This is a genomic window from Methanolobus sp. WCC4, from assembly GCF_038022665.1.
Lineage (GTDB): Archaea > Halobacteriota > Methanosarcinia > Methanosarcinales > Methanosarcinaceae > Methanolobus.
Genome location: NZ_CP150629.1, coordinates 993,417 through 1,017,366, shown reverse-complemented (window position 1 = coordinate 1,017,366; position 23,950 = coordinate 993,417). Strand labels below are relative to the sequence as shown.

Here is a 23,950-nt window from a genome sequence, read left to right as displayed (position 1 = left end):
ACCTTTCTGGATATCTGGTCGTACAACAGATATCTTATTACCGCATATATGAGAAGAGAATTCTATAAATAAAGCTTCCTATCTATGGACTACCCAGTTACTATCATATCATCCCGGAGGAATTTCTATCAAAATACCGATCCCTTATGGAAAAGAATTCGTAGACCTTGATGTACAGATACCCCATGAGGTCATTGCACCAAATCAGGTAGAGGTTGGAGACCTATCACAGATAATCACGGACTCATTGAACAACCCGGTTGGTACGGGATCACTTAATGAGTTCATAAAGAACAGCGATAAGATACTGATACTCGTGAACGATGCCACCAGACCAACACCAACATCAAAGGTACTTGCGGAGATGGCGGACATTCTGAGAGAACATGAGGATGTCAGGTTCATGGTTGCAACAGGTGCTCACAGAGGACCAAACGAAGAAGAATATAGATATATCTTCGGTGAGACATACGACGAGTTCAAAGACAGGATATTCGTCCACGATGCACGTAAGGACGAGGACATGGAATATCTCGGAGTGTCCAGCAATGGCACTGAGATGTACCTCAATAAGATGGTGAACGAATGTAAGAACATCATCGTCATCGGAAGTGTTGAACCTCACTATTTCGCAGGCTATACCGGTGGCAGAAAGGCATTCCTGCCGGGTGTCGCTTCATATAAGACAATCGAGATGAACCATAAACACGCACTCTCAGATGCTGCACAGCCTCTTGCCATCAGAGGAAATCCTGTTGCAGAGGACATGGAAGATGCTATGAAAGTGTTGAAGGACCTCAACGTGTTCTCCATACAAACGGTACTCACAGCAGACCACGGACTTTACGCAATGGTTTCAGGTGACCTTTTCGAGTCCTTCGATATTGCAGTAGAGAGAGCGAACGAGGTGTTCTGCTCAAAATGCAGCCGCAAGGGCAATATCGTGCTCACAGCAGCACCGTACCCAATGGATATCGACCTTTACCAGTCCCAGAAGGCACTCGAGAACGGGAAGCTCGCGCTTGAGGATGACGGGATCATCATCCTTGTATCAAAATGCAGGGACGGTGTGGGAGATGACACATTCCTGAACCTGCTCTGCTGTGCGAACACATGTGAAGATGTCATGTGTAAGATAGATGAAGGGTACAAGCTCGGATATCACAAGGCAGCCAAGATGGCACAGATAGGTGTCTATGCAGAGATGTGGGCCATATCCGAACTTGAAGATGAGACGATCAGAAGTGCAAAACTGACACCCTGCAAGGATATTCAGGAAACCTTTGACAGGGCAGTTGAAAGGATAAGGGAACAGGGCAAGGAACCCTATGCTGTGATACTTCCACAGGGCAGCCTGACCGTTCCGCTACTCGAGTGAAAAGTATAGAAAGAACAGTTATGTAGAGATCCTGCTAATTGCAACACAGGCCAGGAACAACAATCTTTGCAATAGAAGCCATGAATAACTAGAACCATCCCGGAGGGTCCGGCGAAGCCGGCACGGTCCGAAAAAGTGGAATATCTGTTAACTTCAACTTTTTCTGGACGCCGGTAATTAAAAAACGTGATGTTGCCTATAAAATTGATAGTATGCAATCATGAAAGGTATTTCAGGATCGCATGGGGATTCCTACAAAGCTGCGGATATCAATATCCTTCAGGATGGTAATGAAGGAACGTGCCGCCTGCGGCGGATGGTCGTGTCGGTGTTTTATTTCAATATTTATTCCTGAACTATCGGAAACACGGATCAAGAACAACTATTTTTCCTAACCGCAAGTTATGAATAACTAAAACCAACCTGGAAAATCCAGCAAATACGGTACTATTCGAAAATATAGATACTATATCTGCAAAGAAAAAAGAGTAAAGCAAGTTTGAACTGGTATTCAGTTCAAATTTGCATGTAACGTGCTGCTTCACCAAGTTCCTCTTCGATCCTGAGGAGCTGGTTGTATTTTGCAGTACGGTCACTTCTTGCAGGTGCTCCGGTCTTGATGAGGTCTGCACCAATTGCAACAGAGATATCTGAGATGGTAGTGTCCTCGGTCTCAGCGGAACGGTGGCTCACAACAACACTGTATCCGTTGCGGTTTGCCATGTTAGCTGCATCGAATGCCTCTGAGAGGGAACCAATCTGGTTGACCTTCAACAGAAGTGCGTTTGCAGCACCCATCTCAACACCCTTTACAAGGCGGTCAACATTGGTAACGAAAAGGTCGTCACCCACAATGATAGTATCCCATGCATCGTTTGTGAGGGTCACGAAGTCATCAAATGCCTCTTCCTGGAATGGGTCCTCGATAAGGATGATAGGATAGGTCTCGATAAGTTCAAGGTAATAATCGATAAGTTCAGCAGGTTTCAACAGTTTACCGTCAATGGAATAGTTGTTACCGTCAAAGAACTCGGATGCTGCTGCATCAAGACCGATGCTTATTTCGTTCTCAGAGTAACCTGCTTCCTCAATTGCGCTTACAAGTGCATCAAGTGCATCAGCGGTCATCTCAAGGGCTGGTGCATATCCACCCTCATAACCTACATTGGTTGCTGCGCCGCCATATTTGGATTCGAGTATCTTTCCAAGGGCATGATAGGTCTCAGCACCCATACGTACTGCCTCTGTGTATGACTCGGCACCCTTTGGCTGGATCATGAACTCCTGTATGGAAAGGTCATTACCTGCATGCTTTCCACCATTGAGGACATTCATTGTAGGAACAGGAAGAGTGTATGCATTGATACCACCAAGGTAGCGGTACAATGGGATATTCAAAGAATCTGCTGCAGCCCTTGCAACAGCCATGGAAACACCAAGGATAGCATTTGCACCAAGCTCCATCTTGTTCTCGGTACCGTCCAGTGCGATCATAAGACCATCGATCTCACGCTGCTTCCTGACATCCATACCAAGGAGTTCAGCCTCTATAGCTGTGTTCACATTGTCCACTGCATCAAGGACACCTTTTCCTCCGTAGCGGTCCTCTTTGTCGCGCAACTCAATTGCTTCATGGGTTCCTGTGGATGCACCGGAAGGTACACTTGCCCTGCCAAATCCTGTTGAAGTATAGACATCTACCTCGACAGTAGGGTTTCCTCTTGAGTCAAGTATCTCACGTGCATGGATCTTTTTGATCTTATAGTTAATATCATCATCAATATATGGCATCCTATTCCACCTATGGCTTACTTAACACCTACTTTGCAATTACTGTATATATTGTTACCGTTCATCCGGATTAACCATGCCCCATATCATACCGATACACAAAATATAATATCATAAATTATATAAACTTAAAAGTATTATAGTGGATAAATGAAAAGTGAAGATTTTGACCTTTTAGAAGAAAAGGGATATGAGATTATCGAACTTTTACAGGGACTGGACGTACCCAGAACCGAAGCCATATCCATTGCCTGCCTGGTATGCGGTGATGAACTCACCTCCCAGAACATTGAGCAGGCATCGGGTCTCAGACAGCCGGAAGTAAGCATCGCCATGCGTCCTCTCAGGGAAAGAGGATGGATAGAGGAGCGAAGCGAGAAGAAGAACACGGACAAAGGCAGACCTGTCAAATACTACAAACTTATTGTACCCTTCGAAGAGATCGTCAGGACCTTCGAATCAAAGGCACTCAAAAAGAATATGGAAATGGTTGAAGCGCTCGAGCAGCTCAAAGAGCTTAGCAACCATTAAGGCCAGTTCACCTGAAGGTTACCGGTGCAAATCCTTTTGAAGGATTGAATATCCTTTCACCGGGCATACCTGTGATCTCCATTATAAATACCTCTACTACCATGAAAACCTCGCTTTCACCACGTAGACAACCTGTTCTAGTAGAGTCACCTCTTCCTGCTGCAGAATGAAGGTGTATCTTCGGCTTTCCTTCTTCCCGGAAGATGTTACCGATACCTATGAGCTCATGTGCATCACTGAACTTCGCCCACTGTGGGTCAGGTGGCACATCATTGGTCTTGGGACCAACAACAAGACTTGCTTCTTTGACAGCTCCAAGCATCATGAACATTGCAGACCTTATATCCTCTGAAACTGCAAGACCCTCCAGTTCAGAAAGAATGTCGTCACCCTGATCAAGACGAACTGTAAATACCCTTCCGATACTACCTGTTGAATATTCCATGATATCACCTTTTACCGGACCCCGGAAGAATCACCCGAGATACGACCATCGACTATCCGTATTATACGGTCGGTCTTTCCGGCCATTTCCTCATCATGGGTGACAAGGATAAAGGTCTGTCCCCTGTCACGATTGAGCTTGCGCAGCAGGTCGTATATCATGTCACTTGCCTTTGTGTCAAGATTACCAGTAGGTTCGTCACCTATGACTATTCCCGGGTCGTTGGCAAGCGCCCTGGCAATGGCAACCCTCTGTGCCTGACCACCTGAAAGCTGGCTCGGCCGATGGTCCATCCGGTCACCAAGTCCTACCTCCTCAAGCAGTGCAGCAGCCTTTTTCTTTGCATCCCTGTTCTTCATGCCAGATATGAGGAGAGGCATCATAACATTCTCAAGGGCACTGAAATCAGGCATCAGGTGATGATACTGGAAAATAAAACCCAGAACCTCGTTGCGAACCTTTGACCTGTCCTTATCCGACATCTCGGTCACCACCCTGTTGTCAATTTTGATGGTGCCGGATGTCGGAGTATCAAGGATACCGATCATATGAAGAAGAGTACTTTTTCCGGAACCAGAAGGACCGATGATAGAAAGGAACTCACCTCTTTTGATATCGAGGTCCACATTGTCAAGAGCACGAACCTCTACACCATCACCATATATCTTGGAAAGTCCCCTGACCTGTATGATGTCATACCCTTTTCCATCAGTCAAAATAAAACCTCTGATACTTATTTAGGCTTAGACTATTTCAATGTATTCGGTCATCTACAGAAAAGACAGGAAGAGAGTACAAAAGTGGAAGAGACATGAAAGAGCTAAGAATATAAATGAAAGAGAATGGAATGAAAACAAAAAAAGATGAAAAACTAAAAAGAATGGAGAACGGACCTCAATAGGAAGGGTCCATTCCGTCTATCTGTGAGAATGCCTTGTCAACATCCTTTACATTGGCCACACGTTCCTTCTTGTCACGCTCATATTTGATAGCATCAACAGCTATGGAATAGAGATTCTCAAGTTCGGATGCTGATTCAAGCGTCAGGACCGCCAGTACCTGAGGGAGTTCCCCGTCCCTGACGATTATACCCTTGAAAACATGACCTACAGAACTTGATAACTTCTCCACCTCTGTGGAGATCTCGTCAATGCTCAGACGGTCCCTGTCACCCCTTATGATGACCATTGCCCTGCTGGCCTCATCGTACACATTGGTCGAGAATAAGAGACCTGCTGGTGAAAGAGCCTTCTGGATGGCAGTTCTGACAGGCATATCCTCTTTTGCCTCGTAGAAGCCGATGGTCGCAAGTCCTGCACCACCACTCATAACGGTCTTGAAATCACCAAGGTCGGTGACCATCATCATCTCGCTGTCCAGTGCATCGAGCAGGAAGAGTATACGCTTGGCAATCATATCGTTGATACCATTGTATGCTGATTCAACGTTCCCACCCATCTGTTTAAGATACTGGTTGTCGGCAAGGATGATACCATCTGCACCGCTCTCGCGGATGTCCCTTAGACAGAAAGCTGCATTCTGGAGATAGAGTGTGCCTTCTTCCCTGAAAGGAAGAACCACGATCGAATAAACAGGATAGTCATGCTTTTCCTTGAGCTCTTTTATGAGCATTGGCGTAAAGGAAGAACCGGTTCCACCGGAAGCAGACGTGATCACAAAACATACATCGAAATTACCTCTTTCCTCGATCTGTCTCATGATATGGGTCTTGTTGTCCTCAAAAACGTGTTTACCCACATTTCGATTGGCTCCAACTCCATGAAGGTGAGGGATATGGATCCTGTCCTTTGCTTTGGTGAAACTCATTTCCTTAAGGTCGTTCACCGCTGTATTGATAGCAATGGTTTGCACATTACTTTTGTATTTTTGCTGGGATAGGTACTTGCCAAAACGGCTCTTTTTACCAAATGCCTCTCTGTTAATAGCATCCAGTATACGGTTTCCGCATTGTCCGTTCCCAACGATGAGTATGTTGAGCAATTAATTCCTCCGAGAGATAATAATATTATAATAATAATAATGGTTATGATTAATTAACTTTGAGTCTAACTCTCATATCAGAACTTATATTGTTTATGCCTGTAATAGATCCAGCCAGCTATAGCTCCTATTATCACTATAGGTAGTATATACACATATATGGGCTGCTCCAGAAGATGGTCATACTTTCCTTTGGTGACATATATGCTGTTGGTCACAGAGTCTAATCCTACCTTTTGTAACTGGGCGTCAACCCCATTATCATAAAGGTAACTTTCCTCTGTGCTTATCGTATATGTACCGACCTCTGAACCCTTTAAAGTAAAGGAATATTCCTTTTCCTGCTGGACACCGAATGATTCAAGGTATATTGTCGGAACACCGGATATTGTCTCGATACCGGAACCACCTTCGAACTCAAGTCCTTCAGGAACTATGAAATTCACAGTTACACCACTTGCTGAGGTATCACCTGTATTCTTGATGGAGATGGTGCCCTGAATGTCCTCATTCCTGCTCACTGTATATTTATCGAGGGTCGTTTTGAACTCGATATTCGCATTGACAAGATCCTCACCAGCTTCCACTGTTATTACCGGGGAATTGGATGAGGCCCGGGAGAAATCAGCACCTGCCGCATTTGAGAATGTAGCAGTTGTAGGCGAAAGTGTATAAGTACCCTCTTCAGTGGCCTTTAGCTGGTACACGAATAGTGTCTTGGACTCGCCGACATCCACCGTAGTCTCGCCTGTCTGGGTCACAAATGATTCGTACAGGAGGAACTTGGCCTGTTGAGGTTCCTGAAATATTACATCCGTAGCTTTATCGTCACCAACATTCTCCACGGTGACGGTCACACGAACAAGGTCACCTACACTGATATCGGACTTATCGACAGTCTTTGTGATCTCAAGTTCGGGAGTGCCTGAATAGACAGCATATTTATGGCCACCGTCAACGACATCATATTCAAAAACATCATTGATCGAATAACCAGTAAGCACTATGGATACCCTTGCCACCGGAAGCGTACCACTGCTCACGGATACAAGAGTTACTTCAATTGTCGCATCATCCTCGAAATCGAACTCATATGAATCGCCTTCATTGATAAGGAAATCATCTACCTCATTGCCATTGTTATACACATAGAATGAAGCGGACTCAGCACTTGGAAAAGCGTCTGTAAGATCGATGACAAAATTGTTTATTTGATATCCATCACCTGTGGTGATGGTACCATTATACAGTTCAACTGCAGCAGAGGCATTTCCAGCCGTTGCAATGCAGAAAAGTATCACGCATAAAGTAAACGTTAACAGTCGAGTGGTACGGACCATATTATCCTCAAATGATCAGAATTTGATCTTGTTTTCCAGTAAAATACACAGTTTTTCATATAAATGTTATGATAATGATCACTATTAAGGCCTTTCATCAACATAGAAGTCTCTACTAAACGAATTTATCATAACATCATTCCATAATTTCAAGACTGACATCTATCCATGTGGAGCCATGGATAAGAGAACCCATAGATATCACATCGGCGCCGGTCTTTGAATACTCTTCCAGATCATCTATGCCTATCCCACCGGACACCTCGATGATCACATGTTCAGGGATCGACTGGTCCTTCAATTGACCAATGGTATCCATTACCTCAGAAGGTTCCATATTATCCAGCATGATGATGTCCGCACCGGACCTTGCAGCATTGAGGGCATCTACCGCAGATTCTACCTCGATCTCGATCTTCTGGGCAAAGCTGGCCTTCTCCTTTGCAGAACGGAGGGCATCGTCAACACCCATGAGCTTTACATGATTGTCCTTTATCATTATAGTATCAGTGAGATTGAACCTGTGGGGGTCGCCTCCTCCGGCAATGACCGCCATCTTCTCATATTTACGGAGTCCGGGAGTGGTCTTCCGGGTGCATGCGATCTTTACATCCGAATGTTTTCTGGCCAGATCCACACACTTCCTCGTAGTTGTTGCTATTCCGCAAAGATGTCCCAGGAAATTAAGGACTGGTCTTTCTGCCCTCAGGATCGAAAGTGAACTTCCACTCAATGAGAATATGACACCACCCTGAGAGAGCATATCCCCATTCTCATGTTCAGTGTTGTAGCCAATCCCGAAATATTCAAAGAAAGATACCGCCACGTCCAGACCTGCAAGCGTACAATCCTCCTTTGCAAAGATAATAGCCTCTACATGCATGTCAGGTACAAGTTTGCAGGAGATATCATTATAGCCAAGGTCCTCTTCAAGAAAACTCTCTATCTCATGTGTGAACATCATGTTATCTACTGGATATTCACAGTAAAGGCATTTATATGCTTTCAGCATAAATAAGCAAAACCTACTTAACCGATCGACATAAGCAGTAATCAACTGATCGATAAGATCGGTATACAGGGATTAACAATGATCAGGATAGGACTTATCGGCTGTGGGACAATAGGTACCACCATATGCCAGGCCATCGACAAAGGCGATATTGAGGCTGAACTTTTTGCCATTTACGACAGGCACCGGGATGGTGTGGACAGATTGCTCTCTACACTTGAGAACTCGAAGCCTCAGTTCATGGATATTGCCACGATGATAAAAGAGATAGACCTGCTTGTAGAGTGTGCTTCACAGAAAGCAGTCTATGAAGCTGTGCCAGCAGCACTGCATGCACACTGTGATGTTATGATTATGAGTGTCGGGGCATTTGCCGATGAGAAACTCTATGAGACGATACGCAAACTTGCAAAGGAGAACAACTGCAAGGTATATCTGCCATCAGGAGCCATTGTCGGGCTCGACGGACTGAAGTCAGCAGCTTCGGAGAAGATATATTCAGTGACGCTCACAACACAGAAACCTCCCAGCGGACTTGCAGGTGCTCCTTACATTATAAAGAACGGCATAGACCTTGATAATATCAGGGAGAGAGCAGTCATCTTCGAAGGATCTGCCAGTGAAGCTGTAAAGGAATTCCCTGCAAATGTCAATGTCGCTGCAACCATTAGTCTTGCAGGCATTGGTTTTGAAAGGACAAAGGTCAGGATCGTGGCAAATCCGGTGCTCACACGCAATATCCATGAGATAACTGTAGAAGGCGAGTTCGGTGAGTTCACCACCAGAGTGGAGAACGTACCTTCCCCATCCAACCCAAGGAGCAGCTATCTTGCACCCCTTTCTGCAATAGCTACCCTGAAAAGGATATCCGATCCTTTCCAGACAGGTACATAAGTTGTATAAACCATTACCAATCCGAACCCGGTTCTAACTGGAACAGGGTCGTATAAAACATTCCTGAAGGTAAGATCACATGCAGAATAACCAGGACATCATTCACAGGATACTGGAGTTGAAGAAAGAACGTAATGCTGTCATCCTTGCTCATAATTATGAACGCGGAGAGATACAGGACATTGCAGACTTCACGGGAGACTCACTTGGCCTGAGCAGACAGGCAATGGACCAGGAAGCCGAAGTGATAGTATTCTGTGGGGTGCATTTCATGGCAGAGAGTGCGGCCATCCTGAGTCCTGAGAAGACCGTTCTTTTGCCAGAGCTGTATGCAGGCTGTCCAATGGCATCCATGGTCACTGCAGATGCATTACGTGAAGAGAAGAAGAAATATCCGGATGCTGCTGTTGTATGTTATGTGAATTCCACGGCAGATGTGAAAGCCGAATGCGATATATGCTGCACATCAGCCAACGCTGTGGAGGTCGTTAACTCACTTGAAGAGGATGAGGTCCTGTTCGTTCCTGATAAGAATCTTGCAGATTATGTATCCAGATTCAGCACAAAAAGGATCATCCCATGGGAAGGATACTGTCCCACACACAACCAGATACTTGCCAGTGATGTGCTAAAGGCAAAGCAGGAACATCCTGATGCCGAGGTACTGGCACATCCTGAATGTCGCAGGGAAGTTATCGACCTTGCAGACAGGGTCTTCAGTACCACCGGCATGGTGGAACATGCGAAGACCGCAGGGGACGAGTTCATCATTGTAACTGAAAGAGGCATCATCCACAAACTTCAGAAGGATAATCCGGAAAAGAGATTCTACAACGTTTCCGAGTTCACAGTCTGTCCTGAGATGAAGGCCATCGATCTTGAGTCACTGTTACTCTCACTTGAGAATATGCAACATGTGATCACAGTTCCTGAAGATATTGCAAATAAAGCAAGGGTTGCTCTGGACAGGATGCTGGAAGTTAAACGAAGCAGGTAGAACTATCATGCAGACATATCTGAAACTGATGCGTTCAGGCAACTGCCTCATGGCAGGTATCGCCGCAGTTGTAGGGGTTTTCATAGCTTACAACATAGTTGCCGGCAATCCCGTACTCAGTTCAGAAGATATCGCATTCCCCATGCTGGAATCACTGAAAGTGTTCCTCGTGGTCTTCTTCGTGACCGGGGCAGGCAATGCGATAAATGACTATTTTGACGTTGATATCGACCGGGTCAACAAACCCGAAAGACCAATACCTTCAGGGGAGATAGGTCTCAGGACAGCACTTTATTTCTCACTGGCACTCTTTGCAGTCGGCACGATCCTTGCAGCATCGATCAACATGATATGTGGTGCCATCGCCCTTGTGAACTCAGTGCTCCTGATATATTATGCAAGCACCCTTAAACGCACAGCACTTCTGGGAAACGTTGCTGTCGGATATCTCACAGGTTCTACATTCCTGTTCGGTGGCGCGGTGTTCTTTGAGAATGGAGGCATCAACGGGGTCTTCGTACTTTTCCTGCTGGCAACACTGGCAACGATCGCCCGTGAGATCGTCAAGGATATAGAGGACATTGAAGGAGACAGGGAGGATGGAGCACGGACGCTTCCAATAATGATCGGGGCTAAGAAAGCGGCATACCTGGCTTCGGCCATTGGCCTTGTGGCTGTGCTGGCAAGTCCCCTTCCATACCTGCAATCACTCATGAGCATACGATATCTCGTAATCGTTGCTATAGCGGACATACTCTTTGCAGTAGCTGTCTACGAGATACTCGGGAAAGAGAATCCTGCCAGATCATCAAAGATGTTCAAGATGGCCATGGCCTTCGCACTGATATCCTTCATAGCAGGAGCCTGAATCAACACACAGGTATCTGGCCCCTTGCAAGCTGCATGCAGAATTCCTGTATGTGTTCAAGCTCAATATCAATGACCTCTTCGACCTCTTTTGCTACGGACTCCACAGAGCCATTTTTCATGATCACCTGGGCTTCTGCGACCTTCGGGTCGTCGATAGGGACACCGATATCACTCAGAAGCCATACGTAAGCCTCTTTCACATCAGGTACCTTTTCCACTATCCTGTCAGCTATATGATGTGACAGAACGTTGTATATCTTCCCGACATGACTGACAGGATTCTTCCCTGCGGCCGCCTCACTGCTGACCGGACGGTTCAGTGGGATGATACCATTCACACGATTGCCTCTGCCCACCTGTCCACAGTCTGCATCTTCGGCAGATGTACCTGTGACACTGGTATAGATGCCTTCCATACCACGTCCCTGAATGTCAAGATTGTTGAATGAGACAGAGGCATTCATCTGAACACCTTTTTCCTCCATATAATCCGCAAGGAACGCATTCATTGATGTGAAGATGTCCTGCTTCATGTTGAAATAATGTTGTTCGTTGTCCACAAATGAATCGATCAGCGGCATGGCAACTGTGACATCGAACTTGCTCCCCCTCCTTATACCCATGACCTTGACATCCTCACCCGATTCAGGGAATTCATCCTTGAACCCTGAAGAATTCAGGTGATGCTCCATATCAAGCACTGCCTGCTCGGTGAATGAAAGAGGAGCATATCCCACGGCAGCCGAAGTATCATTGGAACCCAGTATGCCTTTCTGCCTCCTGAAGATATCTGTGAGTTCAGCAGAACCGGGCTTCAGTTCCACCTGATATTCCACGAACTCGGGCTTCATAAAACGCAGTTTCTCATCGAACCATTGTCTTGCAGTATCGACTGCTATGTTGGCAACGTCTATATCGATGTCATCGACCTTGAAGGTTGCACGGTCACCGATGACCAGACGCATAGGGTCCACCACCACACCACCACCGAAGATCCCGACGGTCTCACCTGCCACCAGGAGGCATTTATCGATATTGTGATGAAGGACTGTATCGAACTTCTCGATGTACTCGGTACAGAGGTTCACGGATATCCTGTCCATTATAGCATCGCATATGCTGTCAGGATGACCCAGTCCTTTTCTTTCGACTATCTCAAGATGCTGCTGCGGTGCGCTCACCGACCTGAATTTCTCTACTGTGATATTTCTCAGTTAGACCCCTCCCATATACCCACTGTTGGAAGTTATGAAATGTATTGGAATTGTATTTGTGTTTAAACTACATGTATAGACAAATGGCAGATCACAATTTTTCGTTCTCAGTTACCATGTTGGGTGATGATTCCGCATGCTTCAGGTATTCCTGCAATATCATGGGGAATGTATGTGCAGGCACGAACCTGACACCAAGTTCCTCTGCCCATTTCTGTATGCCAAAGTCGCTTGCAACCACGGCTGCATCCAGTTCCTTTGCAAGTATGAGGACATCAATATCCGGTGCGCTGTCAAGGATACCATAGCGTAGTGCAGAACGATATTTGTTCCTGAACTTTCCGATATGACCACCAATTACCCTTTTTTCTATATCGAAGCCTATATCCTTCTTCGTCTCGGCCTTTGTCTCGGTGAGCAGGCACTCGGTTGAGGCGTCCCATATGGTCTCCTCAGCGATCACCATGCCCTTGTTGATCCGCTCCCTCATGTGAGATACATACTCATGGAATACCTTGGAAGGTATCTGTACGTTGTACCTGTCAGGAGCCTTCTTCACAAGCCACGTATCGACCTTTGCGATCACATCACTGTCACAGCCATTATTCTGGGCAAAGTCGTGTAACTCCTTGTAGACCGAAGGGAACGGAACGTAACAGCTGATTCCAAGATTCAACCTGGAACTTGCTATCAGGTCCAATACCTCTCTCATACCCTCGCACACACCGTCCATACCAAGCTTCTCCCTCGCCTGCAGGTCGGTCAGTGCAGTGGTATCCAGAACAAAACGCTGTCTTAGCATGTGATCACTTTTATCCGGGCATATTAAGTCTACCCATATATAAGAGGGACAAATTGGCTTAAAGTATTTTTGGTAGTTATTAGCACAGATATGAAATAACTGAGCCTGTTTCATTAAGTATATATAATTTAAACATTCATTAATAAAAATCAAAATATACTATACTGAAAAACAACATACTTTATACTGGAGAAAAAAGGATGAGGATCAGGAATAAAACTCTTGCTATTTTTGGAATCACATTCGTATTGCTAATTATCCTTTTGACACTCAGTGCCGGACAAATAATAGGTAACAGCTTTCAGCAACTTGAAGAAGAAGAAATTGTCAAGAATGTTGACAGAGCAACAGAAGCTATTAATGTTCAGATAGATCGTCTGGAGCTCACTGCAGCTGATTGGGGAGAGTGGGAAGACACCTATCATTTTGTAAGAGGTGAACAAGAGGAATATATAGATATCAATATGGGTACAGTTTCCCTTGTAAACCTTGAGATCAACCTGATGCTTTTCTACGATAATAGTAAACAGCTTTACTACATTGAAAGTGCAGATCTACTTACCGATGAAGAAGCAGAAGTTGCTGACGACATCATTGAAAAGATCGAATCCAATGAAAACCTGTTCTCCAGTCTTTCAGATCCAGCCCATGAAAGTGGGATCATCAGTACATCAGAAGGGGCACTGCTGATAGCAAGTAATCCTATTATGGATGCGGAAGAGAATATTGGTGGTACCATCATAATTGCAAAGTACCTTGATGATGCATTGATCAAAGATATAGAAGAAACTACAAAATTAAATGTCAACATACTTCCGGTCTCAGCTGATGATCTGCCGGGTAACAATGAGATCAGTTCCCTGGAAGACAGAACGACAAAGATAGAATACGTTGATCAGGACTCTGCCACAGGAACAACTTTGCTGAATGGCATCAATGGAGATCCAGTATATGAACTTGAAATTGAAATGTCCAGAGAGATATACCAGCAAGGAAAAAGTGCTGAAAAATACATATTATACTCAATTCTGATACTGGGCATTGTTTACAGCGGCGTAATGATAGTCTCACTTGAAAAATATGTATTGTCACGTCTGTCTGTGCTGAGCAGCAACCTGAAAGGCATTACCAGAGAAGGAACACTGTCTTCACGTGTTACAATGAGTGGGGATGATGAACTGGCAGACCTTGCAGGAAATATCAATTTTATGCTTCAGAGTTTGGAAGATAAAGAAAACGAGATTCAGCAAGCTGAAGCTTTAAGCCGAAAAAGACTGGAATCAATAATCAACAATGTGATCAGCGGTGTTCTTGTCATCGATGAAAAAACACATACTATCTTTGACGTGAATCCATCAGCTGCAGAGATAATCGGACGTCCTAAGGAAGAGATCTTGGGCAAGTTGTGTCATGAATTTGTCTGTCCGGCAGAAAAAGGAAACTGTCCTATCAGTGATCGTGGAGAAACTGTTCACTGCTCAGAACGTGTGCTTATCAATTCAGAAGGGGAAAGAATACCAATCCTCAAATCCGTAGTATCCATATCCATTGGTGATGACTCATATCTTATAGAAAGTTTTGTAGACCTGAGAAGGATCAAGGAAACTGAGAAAGAGCTTATCCAGGCAAAGATCGAAGCGGAATCTGCAAACCGTTCAAAGAGCGATTTCCTTGCCACCATGAGCCATGAACTCAGGACACCACTCAATTCCATAATAGGATTCTCAGACCTTATTCTTGGAGGGAACGCAGGAGAGATGACAAAACAGCAGGAAAGATATCTTGCTAATATATCCACAAGTGGAAAACATTTACTTTCACTTATAAACAACGTTCTCGATATTTCCAAGATAGAAGCAGGCAAACTCGACCTCCATTTTGAGACATTCTATGCCAATGAGGTATTCACAGAAGCAAGACAACTGGTAGCACCTCTTGCCAACAAGAAAGGAGTGTCTATGTCCTATAACATCGATGAGAGCATTACCAACATCCATGCTGATAAGATAAGGTTCAAGCAGATACTTTACAATCTGGTCAGTAATGCTATTAAGTTCACCCCTAAAGGCGGGAATATCGATGTTACTATTAAAAAGGAAGGGGATATGGCCAGAGTATCAGTAAAGGATACGGGCATAGGTATTTCAAAAGAGAATATTGAGAAGTTGTTCACCCCGTTCATGCAACTGGAATCAGCAGCTAACCGTCAGTATGAAGGAACCGGACTCGGACTTTCCCTTGTAAAGAGATTCGTTGAACTGCATAAGGGAAGGATATGGGTTGAAAGCGAAGAAGATAAAGGAACAACCTTCACCTTTGAATTGCCATTAAAAGAAGGTGCTGAAGCTTCCATAAGAGAAGGAAGGTCTGCTAACATAGAGAACATTCCTCCTTTGTCCGACATAGCAACTGAACTGCTTGAAAAGCAGAATTTTACAGGTGATGAAAAAGTCATTCTCATCATTGAAGACGATGATAATTCAAGAGAACTACTTGAGACCACCCTGATACTTGAAGGTTACAGGGTCCTATCTGTCGATAATGGGAAGGATGCACTGGAAATTGCTAAAGAAGTAAGACCATTCATGATAACATTGGATGTGATGATGCCGGGCATGGATGGATGGGAAGTGCTTAGCCGGCTTAAAGCTGATGAAGTGACAAAGGATATACCGGTCATCATGATCACCATGGTAGATGAAGGACAGACCGGTGTTGTATGGGGTGCTGTTGAACATTTCATTAAACCCATTCAGAAAGAAAAGCTCATGGCAGCCATAGAAAGGATAAAGGCGGAATATGAAAAAGAGCTATTGAAAGTCCTTATAGTTGATGATGAAGAAGCTGCAGTAGAACTTCTTTCAGGTATCGTATCCGACATGGGACTAAAGATACTGACAGCCTACGGTGGCCAGGAAGCTATCGATATCGCATTGAAGGAGCATCCTGATCTGATCGTATTGGACATGATGATGCCTGAGGTAAATGGACTGGATGTGGTCAGGACTCTCAAGAGCCAAACTATAACATCTGACATTTCTATTTTAATATGTACAGCGAAGTATCTGGACAAAGATGATCAAATGGCCCTTGAAGGTAATGTCTTGGGAGTCATGCAGAAAGGAGAGTTCAACAAAGAGATTTTGGTCAGATACATCAAAGAACTCCGCAAAGATATTGAAATGAAGAATGAAGCAAAGGCAGACCTGAACATACCGGTTAAAACCCTTGTGGACCAATAAAGGGTTTCTGTTCTTTTTTTGTTTTTTGTCAGCATACCTATGACAATGAGCGAGTGTTTGTTGAGATGCATCATGGAGGGATCTGGTTCGAAAGTGAAGTGGGAAAAGGAACTACATTCACTTTCGAGATGTCTGAGATGTGTTGCAAAGAGATTTAAGAGGAAATTGAAAAGAGAACAAGGACCAGAAAAGCAAGTCTCCAATGATAAAAGAAGCACTGGTCTGACAGACAGGGACTTTAGAAGTATATACTATTTTGATAATTAATTTTGATATAATGCCCCATATATCCCGCCACAGACAAGATCATGATCAACAGGTCCACATCACACTATTCTTTGACCGGACCATCATAACCGATACATACTAATACTACTTCTTTTGCCTGAGCCTCAAATAGAGAGACATAAATATTATATATATTTTTTGGAGCTTGACAAAGCAGAAATCGGAGAAAAAAAAGCAACAATGGACATTACATGATAAATAACATCAATAATATAGTGAATTTTAAATACAATAATTAAGTATATATATTTTCGTGTGACGGTGTTGCACTTATTCTGAAATAGATAATAAAAATGGACGAGAAATATGAATTTCAAAAAAATGAATATCAACACCAGATTGATCCTATATATTGTCATAAGCGTCACGATACTTATGACCATTAGCACTTACGTGATCGTTGACAAAGTCACCGAGCAGGAAATAGAAATGGCATACTCAGAAGCAGAGAGCGTATCCAGAAGCTATGCCTACCAGTACGACAGTGACATGCAGTCTAACCAGTTACTTGCCCGGACACTGGCGAACACAATGGAAAATTACGACACAGGCAACAGGGATGAGGTCAATGCTATCCTGAAGGACCTTCTGAAAGAAGACCAGGGACTGCTTGGAACATATGTCGCCTATGAAGCCGATGCATTCGACGGGAAAGATGCAGAGTTTGCAAATACAGAGGGACATGACACCACAGGAAGGTTCATCCCTTACTGGAGCAGGATCGGTGGTTCTGTCTCACTTGATCCTCTTGCAGGATATGAAACTGATGATTACTACCAGTTACCAAAATCACTGGAAGATAGTGTGATCCTTGAACCTTTCATGTATGACGGAGTGATGATGATCAGCTACGTCTCACCTATCATGAAGGATGGGGACTTCGCAGGAATTGCCGGCGTGGATGTCTCACTTGACTACATCGATGATGAGACATCACAGGTCAAAGTATATGATACAGGATATGCGTTCATGGTCAGCAATACCGGGATGTTCATGTCACATCCTGTTGAAAAGGACTGGATAGGAACGAAATACCTTACTGACCTGAACGACCCCGATATCGATAAGATGGCAGCGGACATCGAGAAGGGAATAGGAGGACACATAGAGGTTACCGACCCTACCACCGGGAAGGAAGTTACCATGGTCTACCATCCGATGGAGACCACGGATTTCTCATTTGTCCTGACTATCCCACAGGAAGAGATCCTTGAAGGTGCCATTGAACTCAGGAACCAGCTTATCCTTATATCCATCATTGCGATCATTGCCATGGCAGGAATAGCCTACATGATCGCACGTTCGATCACCAGACCGATCGAGGACATCGTCGATGATTTTAAACAGATATCAAGCGATGTACTGGAAGGAAAGCTTGACAGAAAGGCTGAGACAGACATAGGCATTGATTTCCAGGCAATACCACGGGGCCTCAATGAGATCATGCAGACCATGAACGGCATTATAACAAATATCAGCAGGAACTCGAATATGATAGCAAGCACCTCTGAGCAGATGTCTGCAGCTATTGAGGAGGTCACAGCTACATCCGAAGAGGTCTCAAGGACAATAGGAGGCATTGCGAAGGGTTCCCATGAACAGTCCTCAAAGGCAGAGGACATCTCCCGTGCAATGAACGATATGTCATCCAACGTGCAGGACATAGCAATGAATGCCCAGAGGTCTGCTGAGATAGCAATGGATTCCAGTGAAAAGACAAGGTCTGTCGGTGACAGATCAGAGGAACTGATGAAGCAGATGGAAGATATCGAGAAGGCATCTATAGAATCTGTCAATGCGATAAAGGAACTTGAATCCAAATCCAAGCAGATCGGAGAGATAGTAAGTCTCATTACAAATATTGCAGACCAGACCAACCTGCTCGCACTCAATGCAGCTATTGAGGCAGCACGTGCAGGAGAACATGGAAAGGGATTCGCTGTTGTTGCGGATGAAGTGAGAAAACTTGCAGAGGAGTCGGGCGGAGCTGCCAAAGAGATATCAGACCTCATCGCCGAGATCCAGACAGGGACAAGTGTCGTTGTAGAGACTGTAGAGAAGGGAAATACAACTGTGTCCAGCGGAGTTCAGGCCCTTGACGAGACTGTGAAGGCTATGAGAGATATAGTTGAAGGTTCCATGAAGGTTGCTGAAATGGTGCAGGATATCGCTGCTGCTGCAGAGGAACAATCCGCTTCTATCGAGGAGATAACATCCTCTGTGGAAGAGGTCACTTCCATATCCCAGGAAGCAGCTGCAGGAACTGAAGAGACATCAGCATCCGTTGAACAGCAGGAAGCATCCATGCATGAACTGGCACAGAGCTCACAGGAACTCGCAGGTATGGCGGTGGCAATGCAGGAAATGGTAAGCAAGTTCGTGCTTGACAATGAGGAAATTGTGATGCATGAGAAAGCACCGAAATTAGAGAACAATGGAAAGGGACTTTGATCGTCCCTTTTTTCCTATTTTATTACCTTAAAACAGATGAATGAATAGTTGGCATATCACTGATACGCCCGTTCATCATCCTCATCAACTTCCTTTTCTTCCTCATTTGCTGCATATCTTGCAAACGATTCAGCAGATTGTTCATAGAAGCTCATGGCACTTCTGGAAGTGGTCGGTCTTACACGCTTTTTAGCTTTCATGAAATGTTCGGCTGTGACCTTGATGCCAGCAGCTTTTTCCATAGCCTCTTCCGGATCCAGGCCGGGAGTTATCACTTCACGCAGGGCCAGCATTGATGCTTCACGGCAGATGGACTCGATATCAGCACCCACATAGCCTTCTGTGATCTCGGCAAGTTCTTTGATGCTCACATCATCGGCAAGTGGTTTGTCCTCAAGATGGATCCCGAATATCTTCTCACGGCTCTCCCTGTCAGGTGGACGGACATAGATGAGACGGTCGAACCTGCCCGGACGCAGTAGGGCAGGGTCTACGATATCAGGCCGGTTGGTGGCAGCGATTATCACTACATCCTTGAGTTCCTCAACACCGTCGATCTCAGTGAGGATCTGGCTCACCACACGTTCGGTGGTGTGTGCATCCACACTGGAACCTCTTTCTGATGCCATGGAATCGATCTCATCAAAGAATACTATGGTCGGTGCTGCCTGCTTTGCTTTCCTGAATGTCTCACGGACGGCACGTTCTGATTCTCCAACGTAGCGACTGAGAAGTTCAGGACCCTTGATGCTGATGAAATTGGCCTCACTTTCCGTAGCAACCGCCTTTGCAAGCATGGTCTTACCTGTTCCTGGAGGGCCAAAGAGCATGATACCTCTTGGCGGCTTTGTCTTGACCGCATCGAAAAGACCCGGATATTTCAGAGGCCATTCCACAGCTTCGGCAAGCTCCTGTTTTGCACCTTCCAGACCACCGATGTCATCCCAACTCACGTAGGGCACTTCCACGAATACCTCCCTCATGGCAGAGGGCTCGATGTTCTTCAGTGCCTCGTCGAAGTCCTTCCTTGTGACCTCCAGCTTTTCCATGAACTCCGCAGGGATCTCATCCTCCACGTCATCGATCTTCAGTTCAGGGAGCATGCGCCTGAGGGCATGCATGGCGGCCTCCTTACATAGTGATGACAGGTCGGCTCCCACAAAACCATGTGTCACGGCGGCTATTTCCCTGAGCTCAAGGTCTTTCTCAAGAGGCATGCCCCTTGTGTGTACGTAAAGGACCTGCAATCTGCCGTCAGAATCAGGGATACCTACCTCGATCTCCCTGTCGAACCTTCCACCACGACGAAGCGCCTCGTCAATGGAGTTAGGACGGTTGGTGGCGGCTATGACTATGACCTTGCCCCTTGATGCCAGCCCGTCCATGAGGGAAAGCAACTGGGCGACGACCCTGCGTTCCATCTCACCCACGACCTCATCACGCTTTGGAGCGATGGAATCGATCTCATCCATGAAGATGATGGTTGGAGCGTTACGCTGCGCCTCCTCGAAGATCTCACGGAGCTTCTGCTCGCTCTCACCATAGTATTTGGAAACTATCTCAGGTCCGCTGACCGAGATGAAGTTGGCATCGGTCTCGCTTGCAACCGCCCTTGCGATAAGTGTCTTACCCGTGCCCGGCGGACCGAACAAGAGTACACCCTTGGGAGGGTCGATACCAAGCTTATTGAATAGTTCGGGATGCTTGAGCGGAAGCTCGATCATCTCACGTACAAGTCCAAGTTCCCTCTGAAGACCTCCTATGTCCTCATAGGTGACCTGTCCGGCAGTGGTCTCAGCAATGGCTGCCTTCTCCCTGAGCTGGATCCTTGTGTTCCTGCTCACAACTACAGGACCGGAAGGTTTGCTGGAAAGCACCACGAAAGAAATAGGATTGTTCACTGTCTCCACACGGATGTTCTGTCCCTTGACAACAGGACGACCCTCCAGAATTCTAAGAATAAATCGTGCTCCACCCACAAGATGAGTCTCCTTTGTAGGTGCAAGGGAAATGGATTCCGCCTCCGTGACCTGTACCTTTTTCAGGGTCACCTTCTCATCGATACCGACCTTGGCATTGTTCCTGAGGTTACCATCGATCCTCACAAGTTCCTTGCCCGAATCCTCCACATACCCCGGCCAGACTATGGCGTAGCACTTCTCCTTGCCCTTTATCTCGATGATATCGCCACTTATGGCACCTATCTGCTGCATGAGGGTCTTATCCAGCCTGGCAATTCCCCTGCCTGCATCACGGGGATACGCCTGACCAACGCTGACTGTGATCTCATCTGTCAAGCTGCATCACCACTGGATCATTATTAAATACGGAATCGATGGTCATCATTAATAATATATTCAGCAGAAGTGGGATTTAACGTTTCTGGGGTTTTGGGAGGAGAAGGAGGAAGAATATATACAGAAAAAGAGGAAAAGGCAACAAATTGTTTTTTATTTTTTCGAATTCTGCCGGCTTTGCCGGACCCTCCGGGACGGTTTCAGAGATTCATAGTTTCCAGTTAACAAAACTTATTGTTCCCTGCAACCTTATGTTTCTGATAGTTCTGCAAAAAATCACTGGCAACAAAGAACAATGCAACCATACGCCGCAGGCGGCATGTTCCTTCGCCATCGATCAGAAGACTATTGAAACAATGAAGTTATTCAACTTGCTGAAATAAAACTTGCAATTAGCAGGATTTCTGCAGAACCTATGTTCCTACATATGAACCATAATAAAGGAAATCATAGCCATCTTTATGTACCTGCGAGTAAATTAAAAATTGTTGTAAAAAATTTAAAGGTGCTAATATGGGTTATATGGGGGATTATTCTTCAGCTGCTGATTTAATTGGCAAGTTATTTTCAGATGATCCAACAATACAATTGCTCATTGGTTTGTTATTGTTCCCTATAGCTCTTGGAATAGGATTATTTATCGGGATATCTCTGCGTCTACTTATTTACATTAAGAAGTGTATATTGGATAAAAATACAAACTCCTAAATAAGGCTAAGAAACTGCCAAATAAAGGAGAACTTCCAACAACATTTTTGAAAAAGCCGTTTAGTATATATTCAAATTTCTCCCGAATCAGTTCCAGCATACATAGAAGCAATCGCTGATGGGTTGAAACCCTTCACTATAAGCCATATCGAGAGCATGATCTCAGCCACAGCTATAGGAAGAGCAAAAACGAGTTCCAATCCTATTTCTGAGGTTTCAGCGAACATGCCCATACTGGAAAGTACAGAACCGGTCAGCAAAGCTATAGCAGCAAAAAAACCCCAGGCAGATATGGGTCGTGGAACGAGTTTCGATCGGTACAATGTATAATAGAGGATCATGGACCCTATAACAAAAGCGACATGGTAGATAGTTCCCTGTGTGCCGGCCCAGTGATCGAATGACTGTAGCAAGCCTCCTATGTACTGGAAATACGAAGTATCCACACTACCTTTACTCAAATAATTCTGGCTTAAATTGATCATTGACAGCTTACTGATATAAGCAACACTTAAGAGCGCAGCTTCGAACAACCTGAAAACAACATACCCCAAAGCCAGAGCTTCATTGTATCTTCTTAAGATCGGAAACAGTAACACCGATAAGAAGACCACTGCAGGAACACCTGTGAACTCTAACAATATTCCAGTTACCACAACCACTTTGTTCGGATAAGCATTATCCAGATAGTCCGGGGAATCCAGGATCGGTCTGTAAAGAGATTCCCCTAAAAAAAGCATCACGATCGCAAATATGAACAAAATTCCCACAATTATAGCGGTCATTCTGTTAGACTCTATTTTTTCTTTCATCTAATACCACTTCCACTTTATCAAATGAGATCGACATTTATTTAATATTTTTGAAACTGCCGCCTATCACGCAACAAAAGCAAAGCTAGAGCAAAAAGAGACTGTCAAAAACAGAGATTAAAAATAGAGTAAAATATGAGAAGTGAAATAAATTCACATCTCGTTCTTCAGCTTGTCAACAAGTTCTGCCTTGATGCAGGATGTCCTGTCGCCGCCGCAGACCATGCCGCGCACGCCGATGATATCTGGCTGGATGCGCTTGAGCACTGGAAGGTCCTCGAACTTGAGGGTTCCGGCAAGTGCGGACTCAAGACCTACAGCACGGATAGCTGAAGTGAACTTTGTGAGCTCTTCCTCGTCCATGAACTCGAATGTGGAGCGGCCGTCCTTGATACCTGTGTCAACCATCACGACATCCACGCCTGCCTTTGCACCAATCTCAGGGAGAAGGTGAGGGTTGATGGAGTTGATGCGCTCGTAGTCGGAGTAACCTGATGCGACAACCTTCTTTGTAGGGTCGTAGTCCTTGACAGCCCTTGTGATGTTGGTGAGCATCTCAAGCGCCTGTTCCTCAGTCTGGACATCATAAAGACCGACCTTGATATACTGGGCACCTGCCACTGCGGCACCAAGAGCTGCAAGGGAAGCTGTTCCAGGCTTGAAATTGAAATCACCTATCGTGGCACTGATCGGCTTTCCGGAATTAATGGATTCCTTAACGGACTTGATTATCCATGGGAAATTAGCACCAAGTGAGCCTTCCTTTGGGTTTTTCACATCAACAATGTCAGCACCGCCTTCATATGCTGCAATTGCCTCTTCGGGGTTGATAGGACTGATGAGTAACTTCATGATATTAACCTCTTTTTTATAGCAT

General features: G+C 45.1%; 19 protein-coding genes. 8 read left to right on the top strand and 11 right to left on the bottom strand.

Translation table 11 applies throughout. From position 1 onward, the window contains the following. Nucleotides 1-64 precede the first annotated feature (64 nt). Complete coding sequence (gene larA / locus V7O63_RS05090) at nucleotides 65-1,378, top strand: nickel-dependent lactate racemase (protein ID WP_340820798.1); 1,314 nt, start codon at nucleotides 65-67, stop codon at nucleotides 1,376-1,378. Nucleotides 1,379-1,894: 516 nt separating this feature from the next. Here larA and eno read toward each other — a convergent pair. Further along, on the bottom strand, nucleotides 1,895-3,169 hold the full coding sequence (gene eno / locus V7O63_RS05085; protein WP_340820429.1) for a phosphopyruvate hydratase: 1,275 nt from the start codon (nucleotides 3,167-3,169) through the stop codon (nucleotides 1,895-1,897). Between the two features lie 150 nt (nucleotides 3,170-3,319). Here eno and V7O63_RS05080 point away from each other — a divergent pair, with 150 nt between their 5' ends. Beyond that, complete coding sequence (locus tag V7O63_RS05080; RefSeq protein WP_340820428.1) at nucleotides 3,320-3,700, top strand: transcriptional regulator; 381 nt, start codon at nucleotides 3,320-3,322, stop codon at nucleotides 3,698-3,700. A gap of 7 nt (nucleotides 3,701-3,707) precedes the next feature. On the opposite strand, the gene V7O63_RS05075 is transcribed toward V7O63_RS05080, so the two are convergent. The 5 genes from V7O63_RS05075 to nadC form a co-directional block, all read right to left on the bottom strand. Then, entirely contained in the window at nucleotides 3,708-4,145 is a 438-nt protein-coding gene (locus V7O63_RS05075; protein ID WP_340820427.1) for a PPC domain-containing DNA-binding protein, read from the bottom strand. Nucleotides 4,146-4,156: 11 nt separating this feature from the next. Further along, on the bottom strand, nucleotides 4,157-4,861 hold the full coding sequence (locus V7O63_RS05070) for an ABC transporter ATP-binding protein (protein WP_340820426.1): 705 nt from the start codon (nucleotides 4,859-4,861) through the stop codon (nucleotides 4,157-4,159). A gap of 178 nt (nucleotides 4,862-5,039) precedes the next feature. After that, nucleotides 5,040-6,146 carry a cell division protein FtsZ gene (locus V7O63_RS05065; RefSeq protein WP_340820425.1) on the bottom strand — a complete coding sequence of 369 codons (1,107 nt, stop codon included), beginning with the start codon at nucleotides 6,144-6,146 and terminating at the stop codon, nucleotides 5,040-5,042. A gap of 77 nt (nucleotides 6,147-6,223) precedes the next feature. Further along, the gene (locus tag V7O63_RS05060) at nucleotides 6,224-7,486 is read right to left on the bottom strand and encodes a BatD family protein (protein ID WP_340820424.1); all 1,263 of its coding nucleotides are present in this window, start codon (nucleotides 7,484-7,486) and stop codon (nucleotides 6,224-6,226) included. Between the two features lie 136 nt (nucleotides 7,487-7,622). Further along, the gene (nadC, locus tag V7O63_RS05055; protein ID WP_340820797.1) at nucleotides 7,623-8,447 is read right to left on the bottom strand and encodes a carboxylating nicotinate-nucleotide diphosphorylase; all 825 of its coding nucleotides are present in this window, start codon (nucleotides 8,445-8,447) and stop codon (nucleotides 7,623-7,625) included. 129 nt (nucleotides 8,448-8,576) lie between these two features. Here nadC and V7O63_RS05050 point away from each other — a divergent pair, with 129 nt between their 5' ends. From V7O63_RS05050 to V7O63_RS05040, 3 genes are all read left to right on the top strand, one after another. Continuing rightward, complete coding sequence (locus V7O63_RS05050; RefSeq protein ID WP_340820423.1) at nucleotides 8,577-9,392, top strand: aspartate dehydrogenase; 816 nt, start codon at nucleotides 8,577-8,579, stop codon at nucleotides 9,390-9,392. Between the two features lie 79 nt (nucleotides 9,393-9,471). Further along, on the top strand, nucleotides 9,472-10,389 hold the full coding sequence (nadA, locus tag V7O63_RS05045) for a quinolinate synthase NadA (protein ID WP_340820422.1): 918 nt from the start codon (nucleotides 9,472-9,474) through the stop codon (nucleotides 10,387-10,389). Between the two features lie 7 nt (nucleotides 10,390-10,396). Beyond that, complete coding sequence (locus tag V7O63_RS05040; protein WP_340820421.1) at nucleotides 10,397-11,257, top strand: geranylgeranylglycerol-phosphate geranylgeranyltransferase; 861 nt, start codon at nucleotides 10,397-10,399, stop codon at nucleotides 11,255-11,257. A gap of 1 nt (nucleotide 11,258) precedes the next feature. Here V7O63_RS05040 and V7O63_RS05035 read toward each other — a convergent pair whose 3' ends face one another. After that, the gene (locus tag V7O63_RS05035; RefSeq protein WP_340820796.1) at nucleotides 11,259-12,464 is read right to left on the bottom strand and encodes a methionine adenosyltransferase; all 1,206 of its coding nucleotides are present in this window, start codon (nucleotides 12,462-12,464) and stop codon (nucleotides 11,259-11,261) included. A gap of 100 nt (nucleotides 12,465-12,564) precedes the next feature. Beyond that, nucleotides 12,565-13,275: an RNA ligase partner protein gene (locus tag V7O63_RS05030; RefSeq protein WP_340820420.1), complete on the bottom strand. Its 711-nt coding sequence runs from the start codon at nucleotides 13,273-13,275 to the stop codon at nucleotides 12,565-12,567. Between the two features lie 200 nt (nucleotides 13,276-13,475). On the opposite strand from V7O63_RS05030, the gene V7O63_RS05025 reads away from it, so the two are divergent. After that, a complete protein-coding gene (locus tag V7O63_RS05025; protein ID WP_340820419.1) occupies nucleotides 13,476-16,517 on the top strand; it encodes a response regulator in 3,042 nt (1,013 codons plus the stop codon). Nucleotides 16,518-17,180: 663 nt separating this feature from the next. Further along, on the top strand, nucleotides 17,181-19,256 hold the full coding sequence (locus V7O63_RS05020) for a methyl-accepting chemotaxis protein (protein WP_340820418.1): 2,076 nt from the start codon (nucleotides 17,181-17,183) through the stop codon (nucleotides 19,254-19,256). A 56-nt stretch (nucleotides 19,257-19,312) separates the two neighbouring features. Here V7O63_RS05020 and V7O63_RS05015 read toward each other — a convergent pair whose 3' ends face one another. Further along, the gene (locus tag V7O63_RS05015) at nucleotides 19,313-21,553 is read right to left on the bottom strand and encodes a CDC48 family AAA ATPase (protein WP_340820417.1); all 2,241 of its coding nucleotides are present in this window, start codon (nucleotides 21,551-21,553) and stop codon (nucleotides 19,313-19,315) included. Nucleotides 21,554-22,066: 513 nt separating this feature from the next. Here V7O63_RS05015 and V7O63_RS05010 point away from each other — a divergent pair. Beyond that, on the top strand, nucleotides 22,067-22,261 hold the full coding sequence (locus V7O63_RS05010; protein ID WP_340820416.1) for a hypothetical protein: 195 nt from the start codon (nucleotides 22,067-22,069) through the stop codon (nucleotides 22,259-22,261). A gap of 71 nt (nucleotides 22,262-22,332) precedes the next feature. On the opposite strand, the gene V7O63_RS05005 is transcribed toward V7O63_RS05010, so the two are convergent. Further along, nucleotides 22,333-23,073, bottom strand: a complete 741-nt coding sequence (locus V7O63_RS05005; protein WP_340820415.1) for a DUF4386 domain-containing protein — start codon at nucleotides 23,071-23,073, stop codon at nucleotides 22,333-22,335. 153 nt (nucleotides 23,074-23,226) lie between these two features. Continuing rightward, nucleotides 23,227-23,925 carry a (5-formylfuran-3-yl)methyl phosphate synthase gene (locus tag V7O63_RS05000; protein WP_340820414.1) on the bottom strand — a complete coding sequence of 233 codons (699 nt, stop codon included), beginning with the start codon at nucleotides 23,923-23,925 and terminating at the stop codon, nucleotides 23,227-23,229. Between the last annotated feature and the right edge of the window lie 25 nt (nucleotides 23,926-23,950).

Coding starts and splice junctions, on each gene's coding strand:
- eno (WP_340820429.1), bottom strand. CDS start 3,169: ATGCCATATATTGATGATGATATTAACTATAAGATCAAAAAGATCCAT.
- V7O63_RS05080 (WP_340820428.1), top strand. CDS start 3,320: ATGAAAAGTGAAGATTTTGACCTTTTAGAAGAAAAGGGATATGAGATT.
- V7O63_RS05075 (WP_340820427.1), bottom strand. CDS start 4,145: ATGGAATATTCAACAGGTAGTATCGGAAGGGTATTTACAGTTCGTCTT.
- V7O63_RS05060 (WP_340820424.1), bottom strand. CDS start 7,486: ATGGTCCGTACCACTCGACTGTTAACGTTTACTTTATGCGTGATACTT.
- nadC (WP_340820797.1), bottom strand. CDS start 8,447: ATGTTCACACATGAGATAGAGAGTTTTCTTGAAGAGGACCTTGGCTAT.
- V7O63_RS05050 (WP_340820423.1), top strand. CDS start 8,577: ATGATCAGGATAGGACTTATCGGCTGTGGGACAATAGGTACCACCATA.
- nadA (WP_340820422.1), top strand. CDS start 9,472: ATGCAGAATAACCAGGACATCATTCACAGGATACTGGAGTTGAAGAAA.
- V7O63_RS05040 (WP_340820421.1), top strand. CDS start 10,397: ATGCAGACATATCTGAAACTGATGCGTTCAGGCAACTGCCTCATGGCA.
- V7O63_RS05030 (WP_340820420.1), bottom strand. CDS start 13,275: ATGCTAAGACAGCGTTTTGTTCTGGATACCACTGCACTGACCGACCTG.
- V7O63_RS05025 (WP_340820419.1), top strand. CDS start 13,476: ATGAGGATCAGGAATAAAACTCTTGCTATTTTTGGAATCACATTCGTA.
- V7O63_RS05020 (WP_340820418.1), top strand. CDS start 17,181: ATGACCATTAGCACTTACGTGATCGTTGACAAAGTCACCGAGCAGGAA.
- V7O63_RS05010 (WP_340820416.1), top strand. CDS start 22,067: ATGGGTTATATGGGGGATTATTCTTCAGCTGCTGATTTAATTGGCAAG.
- V7O63_RS05005 (WP_340820415.1), bottom strand. CDS start 23,073: ATGAAAGAAAAAATAGAGTCTAACAGAATGACCGCTATAATTGTGGGA.
- V7O63_RS05000 (WP_340820414.1), bottom strand. CDS start 23,925: ATGAAGTTACTCATCAGTCCTATCAACCCCGAAGAGGCAATTGCAGCA.